This is a genomic window from Oceanospirillum beijerinckii DSM 7166 (genome assembly GCF_000422425.1).
Classification (GTDB): Bacteria; Pseudomonadota; Gammaproteobacteria; order Pseudomonadales; family Halomonadaceae; genus Oceanospirillum; species Oceanospirillum beijerinckii.
The window spans coordinates 1-14,485 of sequence record NZ_AULT01000038.1; the positions used below are offsets into that span (position 1 = coordinate 1).

Consider the following 14,485-nt stretch of genomic DNA (forward strand, 5'->3'; position numbering starts at 1 on the left):
GCCCTCTGTCACGCAGCGTTCCCGGATTTGCTCAATAGTACGCCGGCTATATCTCACTCTTTCGGCAGCGTCACGATCAGTAAGAGAAGGGCCATGCTCACCTTCGTCAACCAGCAGTAAGACTTCTGCATGACGTCGACGATAAGCCGCTACACGGCCTCGTGTAACCAGATCAATTAAGTGATTACGTTCTTCTTCAGTCAACTTCACTACATAACGCTTTTTCATTCAGATTGCCCTCAACTGGTCAGGTGACTTCCACCTTTTGAGAACAAGTCTAGCACTCTATGTTTTCATGATGACTGACTACTAGGGCTCGGAATAATGGATACCGAGAATACGGTCGCGGCAAAAATAAGTAAAAAGCTCAGTGACATACAGGTTCTTCTGGAGTTTTAAGCTAGTTGTATTTACCGCGAAACGGCTGATAGAAGGCTTGAATCTCTTGCAGATCTTTAGGGTAATCCCCTGAGGTTTGGTAAAGAGGACCAATGCCACCACGTTTCTGTTGGTAATCGATATAGGCCAGCACAATGGGAACATTGGCACCATTGGCCATATGATAAAAACCACTTTTCCACTCTTGAACCTGAGAGCGGGTTCCCTCCGGAGCCATCATAATCAGCAGATTGTCATGCTGATCAAATAACTGAACGATACTATCAACCATATTCGTGGAGCGGGATCTTTCTACCGGGATACCCCCCATCCAGCGCATTAGAGGCCCAAAGGGAAACTTAAAAATGGTCTTTTTGCCCAACCAGTAAACAGGCAGACGCAGCTTAAATGCCATCATTAAACTGAATGGCATATCCCAGTTTGTAGTATGAGGTGCGGCAATCAGCACGGCTTTTTTAACATCAGTAGAAAGTTGACCTTCAACCTTCCAGCCAGTGAGTTTTAGCACCACGGTAGAAAAGAGACAAAGAAGGTCGCTAATTACTGGTGTATTAAACATGGTTCGACGCATTGAAATTATAAACTCTAGTGAAAACAGTCCGGTATTGTACATAAAGTCTAGCTCAACCGGTATTAAGCGCTACAAAGGGTGTATTGTTTAAAACGGAAAACCTGATTAGCATGCTAGGTTATTACGTTGAATATCCAACAAAATCAGTTTGTAGCGCTTTTGTTACAACGCTTGGGGCTTAAGCTGGCTTCAGGTACACTCGGTGCCTGTCTGACCGGACCATATACAATAACAATGATAATACGCGGCTAAGCACAGGGCTGTGTTGAGTGGTAACCATGAGCAACGATATCACTAACTTACGTAAGTTCGTTTCGCCAGAGATCATCTTTGGAGCGGGTGCGAGAAAATCTGTCGGTAATTACGCTAAAACCTTCGGTGCCAAGAAGGTATTTCTGGTTTCTGATCCTGGGGTTGTCGAAGCTGGATGGTTAGCAGATATTGCCGGTTGTCTGGAAGAAGAAGGTATTGAATATGTAACCTTTACTCAGGTCTCGCCTAACCCCCGTTCCGAAGAAGTGATGTTGGGCGCGCAGCTGTATCAGGAGCATCAATGTAACGTTATTGTCGCTGTGGGTGGCGGTAGCCCTATGGATTGCGCCAAGGGTGTGGGCATTGTCTCCGCCAATGGCAAAAATATTCTCGATTATGAAGGCATCGATACGATCGATCTGCCGATTCCTCCCCTGATTTTTATTCCTACCACTGCGGGTACTTCGGCTGATGTCTCTCAATTTGCCATTATTTCCGATCAAGTGGATAAGGTAAAAATCTCCATTGTCAGTAAGGCGGTTGTGCCGGATGTAGCGCTGATCGATCCTGAAACGACATTAACTATGGACCCTTTTCTATCCGCTTGTACTGGTGTGGACGCCTTGGTACATGCAGTAGAAGCCTTTGTTTCAACCGGGGCTGGCCCATTGACAGACATGCATGCTTTAGACGGCATGCGACTGATTAATGAAAACCTGGTGGCGCTTGTAGCCAATCCTGCGGATCTGCAACTGAGAGAGCAGGTGATGCTGGGTTCTATGAAGGCAGGTTTAGCTTTCTCTAATGCAATTCTGGGTGCGGTACATGCTATGTCCCATAGCCTGGGGGGGTATCTGGATCTGCCCCATGGCCTGTGTAATGCCATGTTGTTGGAGCATGTGATCAACTTTAATTACCGCGATGCAGAAGATCGCTTTAAGGTCGTGGCTCAAACCTTGGGCATTGATATCCGCGGAATGACCAGTAATCAGGTCAGGGAACGCTTGATTCGTCAGGTTATCGATTTAAAACAGCAAGTGGGCCTGAGTCAGAAACTTGCGGCCAGCGGTGTGAGTATGACAGATATTCCGATGTTGTCGGAGCATGCCATCTCTGACCCTTGCATTTTGACCAACCCCAGACGCTCCAGTAAACGCGATGTAGAAGTGGTGTATGAAGAAGCACTCTGATCATACTCAGGGCTCAGGTGATACGGTTGCCAGCCTGATTGGTTTGGGTCATCAGTCCGCACGGAAAAGTTATTACCCTGAACTCAGTGCCAAATTGGATGAGTTGGAAGAGGAACGCACCCGTTATAAAAAGCTCAACGAGGAGTTGGAGCAAAGAGTGGCTGAGCGGACCTCTGAACTGGTCATGCTGAATGAACAGCTGCGTCAGGAAATTTCAGAAAGGGAACAAATTGAGCAGCAGCTGAAATTAGCTAAGGAAGCGGCAGAAGAAGCCAACCGTAATAAAGATAAATACTTTGCTGCAGCAAGCCACGATCTATTGCAGCCGATGAATGCCGCACGCTTACTGGTATCAGCGTTAAGAGAACGAGCATTGGATCGCGATGATGCCCATCTGGTTGAGCGTGTCCATCTGGCATTGGAAAATGCCGAAGATCTGATTACCGATCTACTGGATATCTCCAAACTGGATCAAAAAGCCGTAAAACCCGATATCAGTGAGTTCAATCTGCAGCAGCTATTGAATTCTATGGTGGGTGAATTTCAGCCGGTTGCTCATAGCAAAGGGCTGCAACTTAAAGCGGTGCCCAGCTCACTCTCTGTTCGCAGTGATTCCCGTCTGTTGATGCGGATTATTCGCAACCTGATCAGTAATGCAATTCGTTATACGCAGGATGGCCGGGTGCTCATTGGTTGTCGTCGTCGGGGGGATGTTGTCAGTATCCAGATCTGGGATACCGGTGATGGTATTCCTGTGGACCAGCAGGAATATATTTTTAAAGAGTTTCGTCAAATGGCCAGGCATAAGGGTAAAAATCGCCAGGGGCTTGGATTGGGTTTGGCGATTGTTGAGCGTATATCCCGCATGTTGGAGCATCCTGTTCTATTACGCTCTGTTGAAGGACAGGGTTCTGTGTTCTCAGTTCAGGTGCCTTTGGCTGAACAAGTAGCTCCGCTTCGACCCAGTGTGACCTATTTTGTACCAACTCCTGATCGGTTGCAGGGATTGACTATTCTGGTGATTGATAATGAAGAGAGCATTCTGGTCAGTATGGATGCGCTGTTATCCCAGTGGGGGTGTCAGGTGATTACTGCAGCCAGTGAAGAGGAAGCGCGTGAGTTATGTCTGGATGAAGAGTGGGTGCCTGATGCGATTTTGGCTGATTTCCACTTGCATGACGATCAATTGGGCACGGATGCTGTTCAGAGTTTGCGGAAAACTTTTGGCAGCGATATTCCTGCCGTTATTCTAACAGCGGATCGCAGCAGTGAGTGTCGTCATCTGTTTAGTCAATTGAGTCTGCCTGTGCTCAATAAACCTGTTAAGCCAGGCAAGTTAAGAGCACTGTTGACGCATCTTTTGGAAGATTAAGTGGTGTTGGAATGCTAAAGCTGGTTATTACCGCTCCCAGCTTTAGCGGATGATGATCGTAGCTGATTGAAAAGCCAATCAATGCTCAGAGAATGATGATCTTTAAGACATGTCTTCGAGGACTGGTTGGTTAAACCGCCTCTTGTTAACAGCATTCTCGTTAAAGGCACTCTCTTTTGTAAAGCCCATCCATATAATGGATAACCTGATTCAGGGCTTTTTGAAATTGATTAACGTTGAGGCTGTTATAGGCTTGGCTAAGATCGCTTACAGCATGGGTTAAACGAGGTGTATTTTCAGCCTCGGCGACCAAGACCATTGCATCTACCACTTCACCCAGCGCTTTATCCAAGTCATCCCCGTGTTCGATTTCGCCAATCAGCTTAAAGGCTTCAGCAACGGTATTTAAATTGCTACTCATACCTGCCAGGCCGCTACACTCCTCTTTAATGGCGGCGGTAGCATTTATGCTGGTGCTGAAGAGCAGTGCTGCCAGTACATAGCGAATTCTTTTCATTTGGTACGATTCCTTGTGTTTAACTCTTTGAGCTAAATGTTTTTATCACTGAACGTAAGCAAATGCTACCCATCTGGAATTATCAATGGTCTCGCTCAAACAGTTCTCCGCAGTATAGAGGGACTGAAATATTGTAGATGGGACTCTGATGAGCATCACATTTTCTTTGCTCAAAGAGCAATTAACCCTTTTTTTGTAGTGCTTTATTTTTCTTATTTCTCACATTTTCCTAATACTTTTTCCTGTTTTCTCTGCTGCAAAAGTATGAATTATTGAAAATCTCGCAGGTGCAAAAGAAGCATTTACTTTTCTGTCACTTTCGACGAAAGTGTATACAGTCAAAAAGGTAAGACCTTTTTTGCCTGATCCCATAAATGGCTCTGTAGTCAGTAAGTTTCGGGAATACTGCAATCGGTAGTATTGGCGTATTACGGCTTTAGGGGTTGATGCTATGGGACTGACTGTTGCCTGCAGGTTGCGGTACCTTGCAACTCACTCTTAAAGAAGCTGAGTGAAGCGGTCAGCCCCATATCATTAAGAAGGTAATCAGGCGATGGAAAATATACTAATCATAGGGGGCGGCGCAGGCGGTCTTGAGTTAGCAACACAACTGGGCCATAAATATGGCCGCAAAAATAAGGCTAAGATCACCCTGGTAGATCGTAACCGGACACATATCTGGAAGCCTTTACTGCACGAAGTGGCGACCGGTTCTCTGGATACCAGTACCGATGGTGTGGTGTATCACGCCCATGCCGCGAAACATTACTACAACTTCCAACTGGGTGAGTTTTGTCAGCTGGACACGGAAGCAAAAACCGTTACTCTGGCACCCTCCTTTGATAGTGAAGGTGAACAGGTCTTGCCTGAACGCCAGCTAAGCTATGATAAATTGGTGCTGGCCATTGGCAGTGTCAGTAATGACTTTGGTACGCCTGGAGTGGCAGAGCACTGCTATTTTCTCGATTCCCACCAGCAGGCGGAGCGTTTTCATCATGGTTTGCTGAATAACTTTATCCGCATTAACCAGAAAGATGAATCGGAGGAGCTGCATATCGCCATCGTGGGTGGTGGAGCGACCGGTGTTGAGCTTTCGGCTGAGCTATATCATGTGGCGGATTTGTTGAAATCCTATGGTATGCCCAATATGACGGCTAATCAGCTGAAAATCAGTTTGATTGAGGCGGGCCCGCGTATTCTACCCGCATTACCTGATCGTATTTCCTTTTCCGCCAGAAAAGAACTGGTGCGTTTGGGCGTCGAAGTCAAAGAGTCTGTGCGGGTGGCTTCGGCCTCAAAAGAAGGCTTTATCACGGCCGATGATGAGCTGATCCAGGCCGATATGATGATCTGGGCGGCCGGTGTTAAAGCGCCAGATTTTGTATCTCGTTTGGGCGTATTTGAGACCAATCGTAATAACCAGATTATTGTGGAGCCTAGTTTACAGGCGAAAGGCCATTCCGATATCTGGGTGATTGGTGACTGCTGTGCCTGTGAGCAGGCGGACGGCAGTTGGGTGCCGCCTCGAGCGCAGTCCGCCCACCAGATGGCAGAGCAGGTGAAAGAGAATCTGGCTCGTTTGCTAAAAGGCGAGCAACCTAAACCTTATATCTATAAGGATCACGGTTCACTGGTTAACCTGAGTCGCTACAGTACTGTGGGGAGCCTGATGGGTAACCTGACCTCAAACAGTATGTTTATTGAAGGTCGTATTGCCCGCGCTGTCTATATCTCCTTGTACCGGATGCACCAGGTAGCGATTCATGGCTGGCCAAAGGCGATGATGGTGATTGTGGCCGAGAAGCTGGGTAAGGTCGTGCGACCTAAGATGAAACTGCATTGATCTCATTGGGTTATACGGTTCCCGATAAGTTTATTGATATCCGAGGCTGGATAAGCGAAGCGCCATCCGACATCTATAACGATATCAGGTTATTTGTCGGAAGGTGCCTTGCGGCTTTTCCAACCGTGTATCTACCCTGATACCCGGAAATATATCGGGAGCGGTATTAACTCGCCGCAAACTGCTGAACCCGCCAACAACTTGCGGTTATGACACAACACATCATAACCGCCCCAACGCTTAGGCTGTAAAGCACGGAACAGACCGATTCTGCCATCTCTTTTACCGATTTTGTCGGCACAATACCCTCTTCATAGGTTGGGCGCGCCCGCTCCAGCAAACGTGGTGACAGCGCTTTCACAGCGTTCACCAGAGCGACCGCTTTCGGTGTCATATATTCTTCAGTGGCTACATCCTGGACTAAATTTTCTGTCAGCACACTCCTAGCACTAGTCTCCTCAGTTCTTGTGTCACTGACTTAAATTTTCTCTAACCCGCTTTGGCCTGTTGGCTGGGGATTAAGCTCTGACATTAAAACACCTTTAAAAGTCCGGTCAGGCTTATTAGTCCTCAAGTAGTTAGGATATTTTTGTTAATCAATTGCAGGCGCAAATAAAAACGATTAGCATTAATAGCTTGTAATAAGGAGCTCTTAATGGGGATTTATCTGGATCTTTGCAGAGGTAACCTGCTCAGAAATATGCACCCACAGATTCAAGGCATATCTGCTTTATCTTTTTTGACCACGATTTTATCTGTCGCAAGGACTTTTAGCGTATCAATGTTGCTGATGTTTGCGTCAGTTGTGGTCGTATTCTTTATTAGCTCACCGGCAGTGGCTCAGCAGTCAACGACATCTGCTTTAGAGCAGATTCAATCAGTGGGGCAGGGCTTACAGCAGGAACGTAGAGTGCCAGATAAAGGCGATGGGCTGGTGATTCAGGGCACGCCCAGACGAGTGGTGGTACTGGAATATTCTTTTCTTGATGCGGTGGTGCTGGCGGGCATTACTCCAGTGGGTATTGCTGATGATCAAAAACCTCAGCGTATCCTGTCGCAACTGAAGCAGCAGATGGGTGATTATCAGTCCGTTGGCCTGCGTGGGCAGCCCAATCTTGAGACCATTGCCAGTCTGAAACCGGATCTGATTATTGCTGACCAGCGGCGTCATAGTGGTATCTACCGGGAGTTACAGGGGATTGCTCCAACGCTGTTATTACTGAGCTATGGTGCGGAATATAACGATCTTTTAAATGATGCTGTCTTGATCGGTCAGGCGCTGGGCAAACAATCCTATGTTGAGCAGCGTTTACAGCAGCATGAAACGGCGATGGATCGTTTTCGTGTCCAATTAAAGAGTGCTCAGTTAGAAAATGCTCAATTAAAAAGTACACAAGGGCAACAGGCGCAAGCTGAACGCTTTTTATTTGCTACCGCCAGTGAACGGGGTGTCGCGGTACATGCCAGTAAAGCCTTTGCCACCGGCGTTATACATCGCTTAGGGCTGCAGACGGCGATTCCTCAAGGGGATAACAGTGCCTATATGCGTGTCAGCTTTGAGCAGATGGCAGGTATGAACCCTGATTGGTTGTTGGTGGGTGATTACAACCGTGCGCAAGGTGGGGCTGAGGCTCTGAAACGTTGGCAGGCTCATCCATTATGGCCGATGTTAAATATGGTCAAAAAGCAGCAGCTGAAGCTGGTGGACCCAAAGGTTTGGTCGCTCAGTCGCGGTATTTTTGCCGCCGAGCAGATTGCAGAGGATCTCATTAAACTGGTTTCTGCTTCTCCGCTGGTTTCATTTGCACCTGTAGAGGGTGTGCAACAGCCATGAGTGCTTCTGAAGCAACAGCCGGTAGATTAGCGGCTGGCCCTAAATGGTTTTTGCCTTTTTCCCAACTCATCCTATTGCTAAGTCTTTTGGTGCTCGGAGGCGTGTTAGCCTCTATCGGTGCATCAACCTTTACCCTGACTTTAGCGGATCTCTGGCAAGCGGTGCTTAATAAGATTATTAATGCGGGAATGATGGGGGCTGTAATAGTTGAAGCTCTGTCTCTTGATGATCAAGTGGAAGCTAAAACGCTGGCTTCTCAACTGATCAGCACTATACGCCTGCCTCGTGTGATGGTTGCGGCTGTAGCCGGTGCTGCTCTGGCTATGGCGGGGGCTTTGATGCAGGGCATTACCCGTAACCCTCTGGCATCACCGGCTTTATTTGGTATTAACGCCGGTGCGGCTTGTTTATTGGTGATGGCTCAATCCGGTTTGATTCCCCTATTGGCTGAGCTGCCTTTGATTGTTGTAACGGCTATTGGTGCCGGTGCTGCCGGTACCTTGGTATTGATGCTGGGTGGTGGATTAGCGGGTCGAATTCATCCCGTTAGAGTAGTGCTGGCCGGTGTAGCAGTCACCGCGTTGCTGATCGCATTAACACGCACTCTGTTGATTCTGGATGAACAATCTCAGTCTGTTTTGGATTGGCTATCCGGCTCTTTGACGGACATCGGCTGGACTGAATGGCATCGGTTATGGCCCTTGATATTAGTGGCGGGGTTACTGTCCTGGTTATTGGCTCAGCGTATTAACTTATTGGCCCTGGGTGAGGAGATGGCCTCAGGTCTGGGTATTTCACCGGTCAAACTACGTCTGCAGGTCTCTTTTTTGGTGATCACCCTGGCGGCTGCAACGGTGGCTATTACTGGCCCCATAGCGTTTGTTGGTCTGTTGGTACCTCATCTGGCACGCAAATTCACCGGTGCGGACCATCGGGTTTTATTGCCTGTGTGTGCCCTGATGGGCTCGACCTTGATGGTTTGGGCGGATTATTTGTCCCGTTTGCTGGTTTTTCCTTCTGAAACCCCTGTTGGCTTGGTCACTACTTTAGTGGGCGCACCTTGTTTTCTTTGGTTAGCCAGTCGAGAGGGTAAGCGCTGATGTATCCTCGTTTAACGTTAACGCTGCTGCCTGTTTTTTTATTGCTGCTGGCGATTAGTGGTGTCTTGTTGGGCTCTTTGGATCTGCAAACTGCTCTGAGCGCTGGTCCTGATATTTTGACCGACCTAAGACTGTCCCGTGTGTTGGTAGCGATATTGGCCGGAGCGGGCTTAGGCCTGGCTGGAGCTATGATTCAAGGTGTGGTGAGAAACCCGCTGGCATCACCGGATATTATCGGTGTGACCGGCGGGGCTGGTCTTGCGGCGACAACATTATTGCTGCTGTTTCCGGGTGTGGCTTTTGGCTGGATGATTCCAGCGGCTATAGCTGGTGCTTTGCTGACGATGGCTTTGATGCTGTGGTTAGTACGTAATCAGGATCTGAATCCCGCTCGTTTGGTGCTGGTGGGTGTTGCTCTAAGTGCCTGGTTGGGCGCCTTGATCGATTGGCTATTAGTGAGCCATCCCTATCAGGTTAATGCCGCCTTGGTGTGGTTAACCGGTAGTTTATGGGGGCGAGGTTGGGATCATGTCGCAGTCCTGTTGCCTTGGTTACTGGTGTTGTTCCCGTTGGCGCTGATGATGGCATTACGCCTGGATCTGCTGGCTCTGGGTGATGAAGCGGCGGAAGGCCTAGGGGCTAATGTGCTGCAAACCCGCAGGTTAGCCCTATTGTTGTCCGTAGCTTTGGCTGCAGTCAGTGTGGCTGTATGCGGCGCTATTAGTTTTGTCGGCTTGGTTTCGCCCCATCTGGCGCGTTTGCTGGTGGGTGGCAGCCACCGTCGTTTAATACCGGCGACTGCTATGATCGGGGCGGTGTTGGTTTTACTGGCGGATATTCTGGCCCGTATTCTGGCTCCCCCTATAGAGTTACCGGCTGGTGTGCTGACATCCTTGATCGGCGCACCCTATTTCCTCTTCCTATTAACCCGTTATCGAGGCTGGTAATGAGCTATCTGTCTATTGAAAATCTGACGGTCAGTTACGGTGACAAAGTGATTCTGAACGAGCTGAATCTGCAGATCCCGAAAGGGAAAATTACCGCCCTGATTGGTCCTAATGGTTGTGGTAAATCTACGCTGTTAAAAACAGTCGCTCGTATTCTGTCGCCTAAACAGGGGCAGATTCTGTTGCAGGGAGAGGGTCTACACAAACAGGATACCCGTCAGGTGGCCCGAAAACTGGCGTTACTGCCTCAGGCACCCATTACCCCGGAGGGTGTGACAATTCGTGAGCTAGTCGGTTATGGTCGTGCGCCCTGGGGTTCCCGTTGGGGCCGCTTGAGCGATGAAGATAGAGCTATTGTGCAACACGCTTTGAAGCAGGCCGGTCTGTTGGAGCTGGCGGATCGACCTGCTACAGATCTATCTGGTGGACAGAGGCAAAGGGCCTGGATCGCGATGATTCTGGCGCAAAATACCGATCTGGTATTACTGGATGAACCAACAACCTGGCTGGACATTGCCCATCAGATTGAGTTGTTAAAGCTGATGCGTGAGCTGAACCAGCAGGGGAAAACCATCGTCGTGGTATTGCATGACCTGAACCAAGCCAGTCGTTACTGTGATGAGTTGGTGGTACTTAAACAAGGCAAGGTACAGCAGCAGGGGACACCAGAGCAGGTACTCACTCAAAAACTGGTTGAAGAGGTGTTTGATCTGTGTGCAGAGATCCACCCTGATCCTGTTGCCGGTAGTCCTACCCTGGTTCCTGTTTAGTTGAGTGGGCTAATTGCATCAGATGATTGATCGTAACTATTCAGGTGGGTTCAAGATAATAAAATCAATGAGTTAGCTTTATATGCCTTTCGAAGCCTGCCTGGCACCTACCAGAAATCAATAGGTTACAGGAGGCTGAATAGGTTCAAAAAGAGTCCTAAAAAATTCAACATATTGATTAATATAGAATTTTTAAGCACCTGAATAGTTACGATTGATCTATGTTTTAGTCTTCTATCTTGCCTGTTTCCAGACGTTTTTTATGGATCGCTTTAAGTTTGTACAGGTCTTGCTGTAGTTCAAAGAAACCATGCCAATGGGCATAGTCTGGTGCTCCCATCATAGCGCCATGGCGGGCACGGCGGCCTTCATGGTGCCATAGATGATAGAAGGTGATCTGGAACTCGTCGGTCCAAGGATTATCCTTTAACAGGCCTTTCTCTTTCAGCTCATCAAGCATTTGTTTCGCAGGAGCATAGTACTCAACGTTATACAGCTTGACGGCTTTGTCACCTTGTTTAAAGAAACCTTTGGTGTGTGTGCTGCTATGGCAGGAGCTGCATACCTGTTCCATCTTCTTACGACCCTCAGGGCCATTACCCAATAGCGGGCTCATGACGTCAGTGGAGTTGCGTACTTTGGACTCTTTAGCCCACAGGTTCCAGTACAGGCGTTCATTGATATTGTGAGTTGTACTCAGTTCGCCAATACCGCTCATATGACAGGTGGCGCAGGTTGGTGCACGGTAATCGCCAGGTTCCCAACCATCGGGTGGGGAGTCCCATTTCCAGTTATAGCCATCGGCGTTAAAGATATGACCGTGTTTACTGTTGTTATACACCTCTATATCCGGGTGATCCGGCCCCAGGTGACAAGAAGCACAAGCTGCAGGTTTACGAGCTTCAGCAATAGAGAACTTGTGACGGGTATGGCAGGCGGCGCAGTTACCGGTTGAGCCATCGGGATAGATATTGCCCATGCCCATATTAGGCCAGGTGGTTGGGTCAGGTTTGCCCTTTTCATCCAGTTTGATCTTAGTACCGTGACACTGCATACAGCCAGTTTCATCCGGAGCATTACCCAGCTCTTTGTTATTGCGACCTTCGTGTACGCGAACCAGAGCATGCAGACTGTCTTTAGGAATAATTTGGCGATAGGAACGGAAATGACCACTGCGATTAAACTGCTCCTGTTCTTCAGCGTGACAGCGTCCACAGGTGGCGGGTGAAACCAGAGGTGTAATGTAGGCGTTTTTCAGTTCGCCTTTATTGTGCAGTTGGGCACCCGGTTGGCCTGGCTGGGCCTGGTGGCAATCGTTACAACCCACACCGACATGACTGTGGCGACTGTCTTTCCAGTCCGCTACGATGCCGGGTTGCTTTTGTTGGTGGCAGCTGACGCAGGCCTTGTCAGAATCACTCAAACCGCGCTTAAAACTAATAGTCTTAATCTGGCTAAGATCACCGCTGGAGGAGTGATCGTTGGCTAATACTGTTGAGGTGCTACCGAGTAGTATAATACATAATATTAGCGAGACTAAGATTATGTATTGATAATGATTGGCCATCGTCAGCAGGCGGCGGTATACCACCAGCTGTTGATGAAGACTCCGTTGGCTGTGGTCTCGTTGCATAACGATCTTCCTTATTGTAGAGGCTAATCAGTTGGGGAGGGTTGGTGCATTAGCCACCTGGGGTAGGTAAAGGCTCAGGTTTTTATGGCCTACTTTGTGGCAATCAACACAGGTTTTTTCTGTCCGTTTCTGGAAGTAAGGCTTATGGGCAACAAACTGTTTGTTATTTAGCTCTGAGGCTGAAATCAGGGTGTTGTGGCATTTCAGGCAGCCGGAATCATAGGTGTAGCGGTTTGCCTCGGCTCTTTTGGCATGCCAATCCACATCACCGGCTCCCAGAACAAACTCTTTCCAGACATCCCAGGCACCGTTTTTGCCTTTCATATACAGATAGCTGATGTAATTATCCTGGGGGAGATGGCAGTCTGTGCAAAGTGCTTGTATTCCTGTTGTGGAGTGACCACCGTGTTTATCTTGCAGGAAGGAAGCTTGCATGGGTTTCATACTGTGGCAGCTGCCGCAAAATGCAGCATCAGAGGTTTTATGCAAGGCATAATCGGTTGTTGCCCAACCGGCAATGATGATGAGGGCAAGCGTGGAAAGCAGAAGCGTCCATTTGATAAGAGTTTTGACGCCGGACGATTTTTGTCGGTTCAAAGTATGACTTCCTATGTGGCTTAGCAGCAAAACAGAGATCTGCAGAGCATATCTATTTTTAACTCTTTAGTTTAAAAGATAAGAAAATCAAACTGATCTTGTTTCGCTATCAATTTACTGAAGAGTAGACCATGGATTTGCCAAGAGCTAAGGAATAATGAAGCTGGTTGTCTCTAGTTTGATATAGAGCAATATCCACACATGAAGGTAATGGGGAGAAACTAACCACTTACCTTAATAGGATTGTGGTTAGCTTTTGATGTTTTTTAATTGCTTGATTTAAAAGGATTAAATAATGATAGTCCTGATGGGCGCATTAGGTTTTTTGTAGCTTCCATGTGCTTCATTAAATGATTCGGGAGCAATCTTCTTGCACTGATTTTCTGTTATGAACTTAGAATTGCGATACCCTGTTTATAACCAAGGCCACCATTACCATGCACCAAGCCAAGCGAGCCGATAGGGTCCTGCTGTAAGCTCTCGCACATAGCAATCAGACCGTTGAGCGCCGGGTTATTCCAGGGTGCGCGAGCCAAATTCATACCACCTGTTTGAGTCAGAGGTTTGCTTTGAAGTAGTGCTGTTACTTCTTCTGGCGTATTAGCTGCTCCGGATTTGAGTAATAAAGCCAGAGGGACAATGGGATAGCAGGTATAAGCATCTAAACGGATATTGGGATCGCGAATGGTTTCCGCCATATCCAGGCCTGATTGTACTTGAGCATAATGCAGGGCTTTCTCCAGTGAGTGGTAATTTGCCAGATTAGTTGCTTGTTCCGGGCCATCTTCGTCCGAAAGGCCGATACCAACGGCTTTAACCTCAATAGGAGAGATCATAGGCTTTAATTGTCGTAGCATATCTGGATGACACAGGATAACAATGCCTTCAAAGTCAATCACAGGATTGGCGCAGTCTACGCCTCGGAAAAGTTCAGTCAAAGGTTCAAACCAGCGCTTGTCAGGCAGTTTAAGTGACTTTTTCTCAGCAGTTTGCTTTAAATTGTCAAAAACCTGATCACGCAGAATACAGAACTCTTCCAGGCTTAAGCCCTGTTGTTGACAGAAGTGTTTAGCCAGCAGAGTGTAGGCTTCAGGAAGGCTGTAGTCGTCACCATAAATGGCCATTCTGGTATGGCGATCACTCTGACTATGTTCTGATCGAAGAAAATCCCGGCCATGGATGACGATAACATCGACTTCCTGTTGAGAGATCATACGGTTCGCCACAGATAAGGCTTCGATAGGACCACAGCCCGTACGGAAGTGATTAGCTTTAATGCGACTGTTCCAGTCAACGCTCAGTGGATCTATCTCTAAATGAGAGATGCGCAGCTTAAGGCTCTGCGCCTGCTCAATCAGACATAAGCAGTCTTCCAGGTCTCCCTGCTGATCAACAGAGCGCTGTGCTGCAATAATAATGCTATTTGTCATAGGGGAACCCCGATTATTGTTATTCTCATC

Annotated in this window: 13 protein-coding genes and 1 pseudogene; 7 read left to right on the plus strand and 7 right to left on the minus strand. The window is 47.9% G+C overall.

The window, feature by feature from the left end:
- Positions 1 to 228, minus strand: a pseudogene (locus H579_RS0112425) (helix-turn-helix domain-containing protein); the annotation flags it as partial.
- A gap of 172 nt (positions 229 to 400) precedes the next feature.
- The gene (locus H579_RS0112430; RefSeq protein ID WP_211224714.1) at positions 401 to 958 is read right to left on the minus strand and encodes a lysophospholipid acyltransferase family protein; all 558 of its coding nucleotides are present in this window, start codon (positions 956 to 958) and stop codon (positions 401 to 403) included.
- 290 nt (positions 959 to 1,248) lie between these two features.
- Here H579_RS0112430 and ercA point away from each other — a divergent pair, with 290 nt between their 5' ends.
- Together ercA and H579_RS0112440 are read left to right on the plus strand one after the other, a co-directional pair.
- The gene (gene ercA / locus H579_RS0112435; protein ID WP_028300954.1) at positions 1,249 to 2,412 is read left to right on the plus strand and encodes an alcohol dehydrogenase-like regulatory protein ErcA; all 1,164 of its coding nucleotides are present in this window, start codon (positions 1,249 to 1,251) and stop codon (positions 2,410 to 2,412) included.
- Positions 2,396 to 3,784 carry an ATP-binding response regulator gene (locus tag H579_RS0112440; protein ID WP_028300955.1) on the plus strand — a complete coding sequence of 463 codons (1,389 nt, stop codon included), beginning with the start codon at positions 2,396 to 2,398 and terminating at the stop codon, positions 3,782 to 3,784. The genes ercA and H579_RS0112440 overlap by 17 nt, the downstream gene beginning before the upstream one ends.
- A gap of 160 nt (positions 3,785 to 3,944) precedes the next feature.
- On the opposite strand, the gene H579_RS0112445 is transcribed toward H579_RS0112440, so the two are convergent.
- Positions 3,945 to 4,301, minus strand: coding sequence for a hypothetical protein (locus H579_RS0112445; RefSeq protein ID WP_028300956.1), 357 nt, complete (start codon positions 4,299 to 4,301; stop codon positions 3,945 to 3,947).
- Between the two features lie 553 nt (positions 4,302 to 4,854).
- Between H579_RS0112445 and H579_RS0112450 the strand changes: the two genes are divergently transcribed.
- Complete coding sequence (locus H579_RS0112450) at positions 4,855 to 6,144, plus strand: NAD(P)/FAD-dependent oxidoreductase (RefSeq protein WP_028300957.1); 1,290 nt, start codon at positions 4,855 to 4,857, stop codon at positions 6,142 to 6,144.
- Positions 6,145 to 6,310: 166 nt separating this feature from the next.
- Here H579_RS0112450 and H579_RS0112455 read toward each other — a convergent pair whose 3' ends face one another.
- Positions 6,311 to 6,583, minus strand: a complete 273-nt coding sequence (locus H579_RS0112455) for a hypothetical protein (protein WP_028300958.1) — start codon at positions 6,581 to 6,583, stop codon at positions 6,311 to 6,313.
- A gap of 351 nt (positions 6,584 to 6,934) precedes the next feature.
- On the opposite strand from H579_RS0112455, the gene H579_RS25475 reads away from it, so the two are divergent.
- From H579_RS25475 to fecE, 4 genes are read left to right on the plus strand one after another with little or no spacing between them, the layout of a single operon-like run.
- A complete protein-coding gene (locus tag H579_RS25475; protein WP_157834616.1) occupies positions 6,935 to 7,978 on the plus strand; it encodes an ABC transporter substrate-binding protein in 1,044 nt (347 codons plus the stop codon).
- Positions 7,975 to 9,078 (plus strand): FecCD family ABC transporter permease, encoded by a 1,104-nt coding sequence (locus H579_RS0112465; RefSeq protein ID WP_051227580.1) that lies wholly within the window; start codon positions 7,975 to 7,977, stop codon positions 9,076 to 9,078. The genes H579_RS25475 and H579_RS0112465 overlap by 4 nt, the downstream gene beginning before the upstream one ends.
- Positions 9,078 to 10,025: an iron chelate uptake ABC transporter family permease subunit gene (locus tag H579_RS0112470; RefSeq protein WP_028300960.1), complete on the plus strand. Its 948-nt coding sequence runs from the start codon at positions 9,078 to 9,080 to the stop codon at positions 10,023 to 10,025. Before H579_RS0112465 ends, H579_RS0112470 begins: the two co-directional genes overlap by 1 nt.
- Positions 10,025 to 10,795 (plus strand): Fe(3+) dicitrate ABC transporter ATP-binding protein FecE, encoded by a 771-nt coding sequence (gene fecE / locus H579_RS0112475; protein ID WP_036566231.1) that lies wholly within the window; start codon positions 10,025 to 10,027, stop codon positions 10,793 to 10,795. Before H579_RS0112470 ends, fecE begins: the two co-directional genes overlap by 1 nt.
- Before the next feature lie 226 nt (positions 10,796 to 11,021).
- On the opposite strand, the gene H579_RS0112480 is transcribed toward fecE, so the two are convergent.
- The 3 genes from H579_RS0112480 to H579_RS0112490 form a co-directional block, all read right to left on the minus strand.
- Positions 11,022 to 12,428: a multiheme c-type cytochrome gene (locus tag H579_RS0112480; RefSeq protein ID WP_245583259.1), complete on the minus strand. Its 1,407-nt coding sequence runs from the start codon at positions 12,426 to 12,428 to the stop codon at positions 11,022 to 11,024.
- Between the two features lie 27 nt (positions 12,429 to 12,455).
- On the minus strand, positions 12,456 to 13,055 hold the full coding sequence (locus H579_RS0112485; protein ID WP_028300963.1) for a NapC/NirT family cytochrome c: 600 nt from the start codon (positions 13,053 to 13,055) through the stop codon (positions 12,456 to 12,458).
- Positions 13,056 to 13,411: 356 nt separating this feature from the next.
- Positions 13,412 to 14,455 (minus strand): hypothetical protein, encoded by a 1,044-nt coding sequence (locus H579_RS0112490; RefSeq protein ID WP_028300964.1) that lies wholly within the window; start codon positions 14,453 to 14,455, stop codon positions 13,412 to 13,414.
- Positions 14,456 to 14,485: the final 30 nt, after the last annotated feature.

What these genes read in the sequence shown, in the direction of transcription:
- H579_RS0112465 (WP_051227580.1), top strand. Translation starts at nt 7,975, where the DNA reads ATGAGTGCTTCTGAAGCAACAGCCGGTAGATTAGCGGCTGGCCCTAAA.
- H579_RS0112490 (WP_028300964.1), bottom strand. Translation starts at nt 14,455, where the DNA reads ATGACAAATAGCATTATTATTGCAGCACAGCGCTCTGTTGATCAGCAG.
- fecE (WP_036566231.1), top strand. Translation starts at nt 10,025, where the DNA reads ATGAGCTATCTGTCTATTGAAAATCTGACGGTCAGTTACGGTGACAAA.
- H579_RS25475 (WP_157834616.1), top strand. Translation starts at nt 6,935, where the DNA reads ATGTTTGCGTCAGTTGTGGTCGTATTCTTTATTAGCTCACCGGCAGTG.
- ercA (WP_028300954.1), top strand. Translation starts at nt 1,249, where the DNA reads ATGAGCAACGATATCACTAACTTACGTAAGTTCGTTTCGCCAGAGATC.
- H579_RS0112480 (WP_245583259.1), bottom strand. Translation starts at nt 12,428, where the DNA reads ATGCAACGAGACCACAGCCAACGGAGTCTTCATCAACAGCTGGTGGTA.
- H579_RS0112470 (WP_028300960.1), top strand. Translation starts at nt 9,078, where the DNA reads ATGTATCCTCGTTTAACGTTAACGCTGCTGCCTGTTTTTTTATTGCTG.
- H579_RS0112450 (WP_028300957.1), top strand. Translation starts at nt 4,855, where the DNA reads ATGGAAAATATACTAATCATAGGGGGCGGCGCAGGCGGTCTTGAGTTA.
- H579_RS0112445 (WP_028300956.1), bottom strand. Translation starts at nt 4,301, where the DNA reads ATGAAAAGAATTCGCTATGTACTGGCAGCACTGCTCTTCAGCACCAGC.
- H579_RS0112440 (WP_028300955.1), top strand. Translation starts at nt 2,396, where the DNA reads ATGAAGAAGCACTCTGATCATACTCAGGGCTCAGGTGATACGGTTGCC.
- H579_RS0112430 (WP_211224714.1), bottom strand. Translation starts at nt 958, where the DNA reads ATGTTTAATACACCAGTAATTAGCGACCTTCTTTGTCTCTTTTCTACC.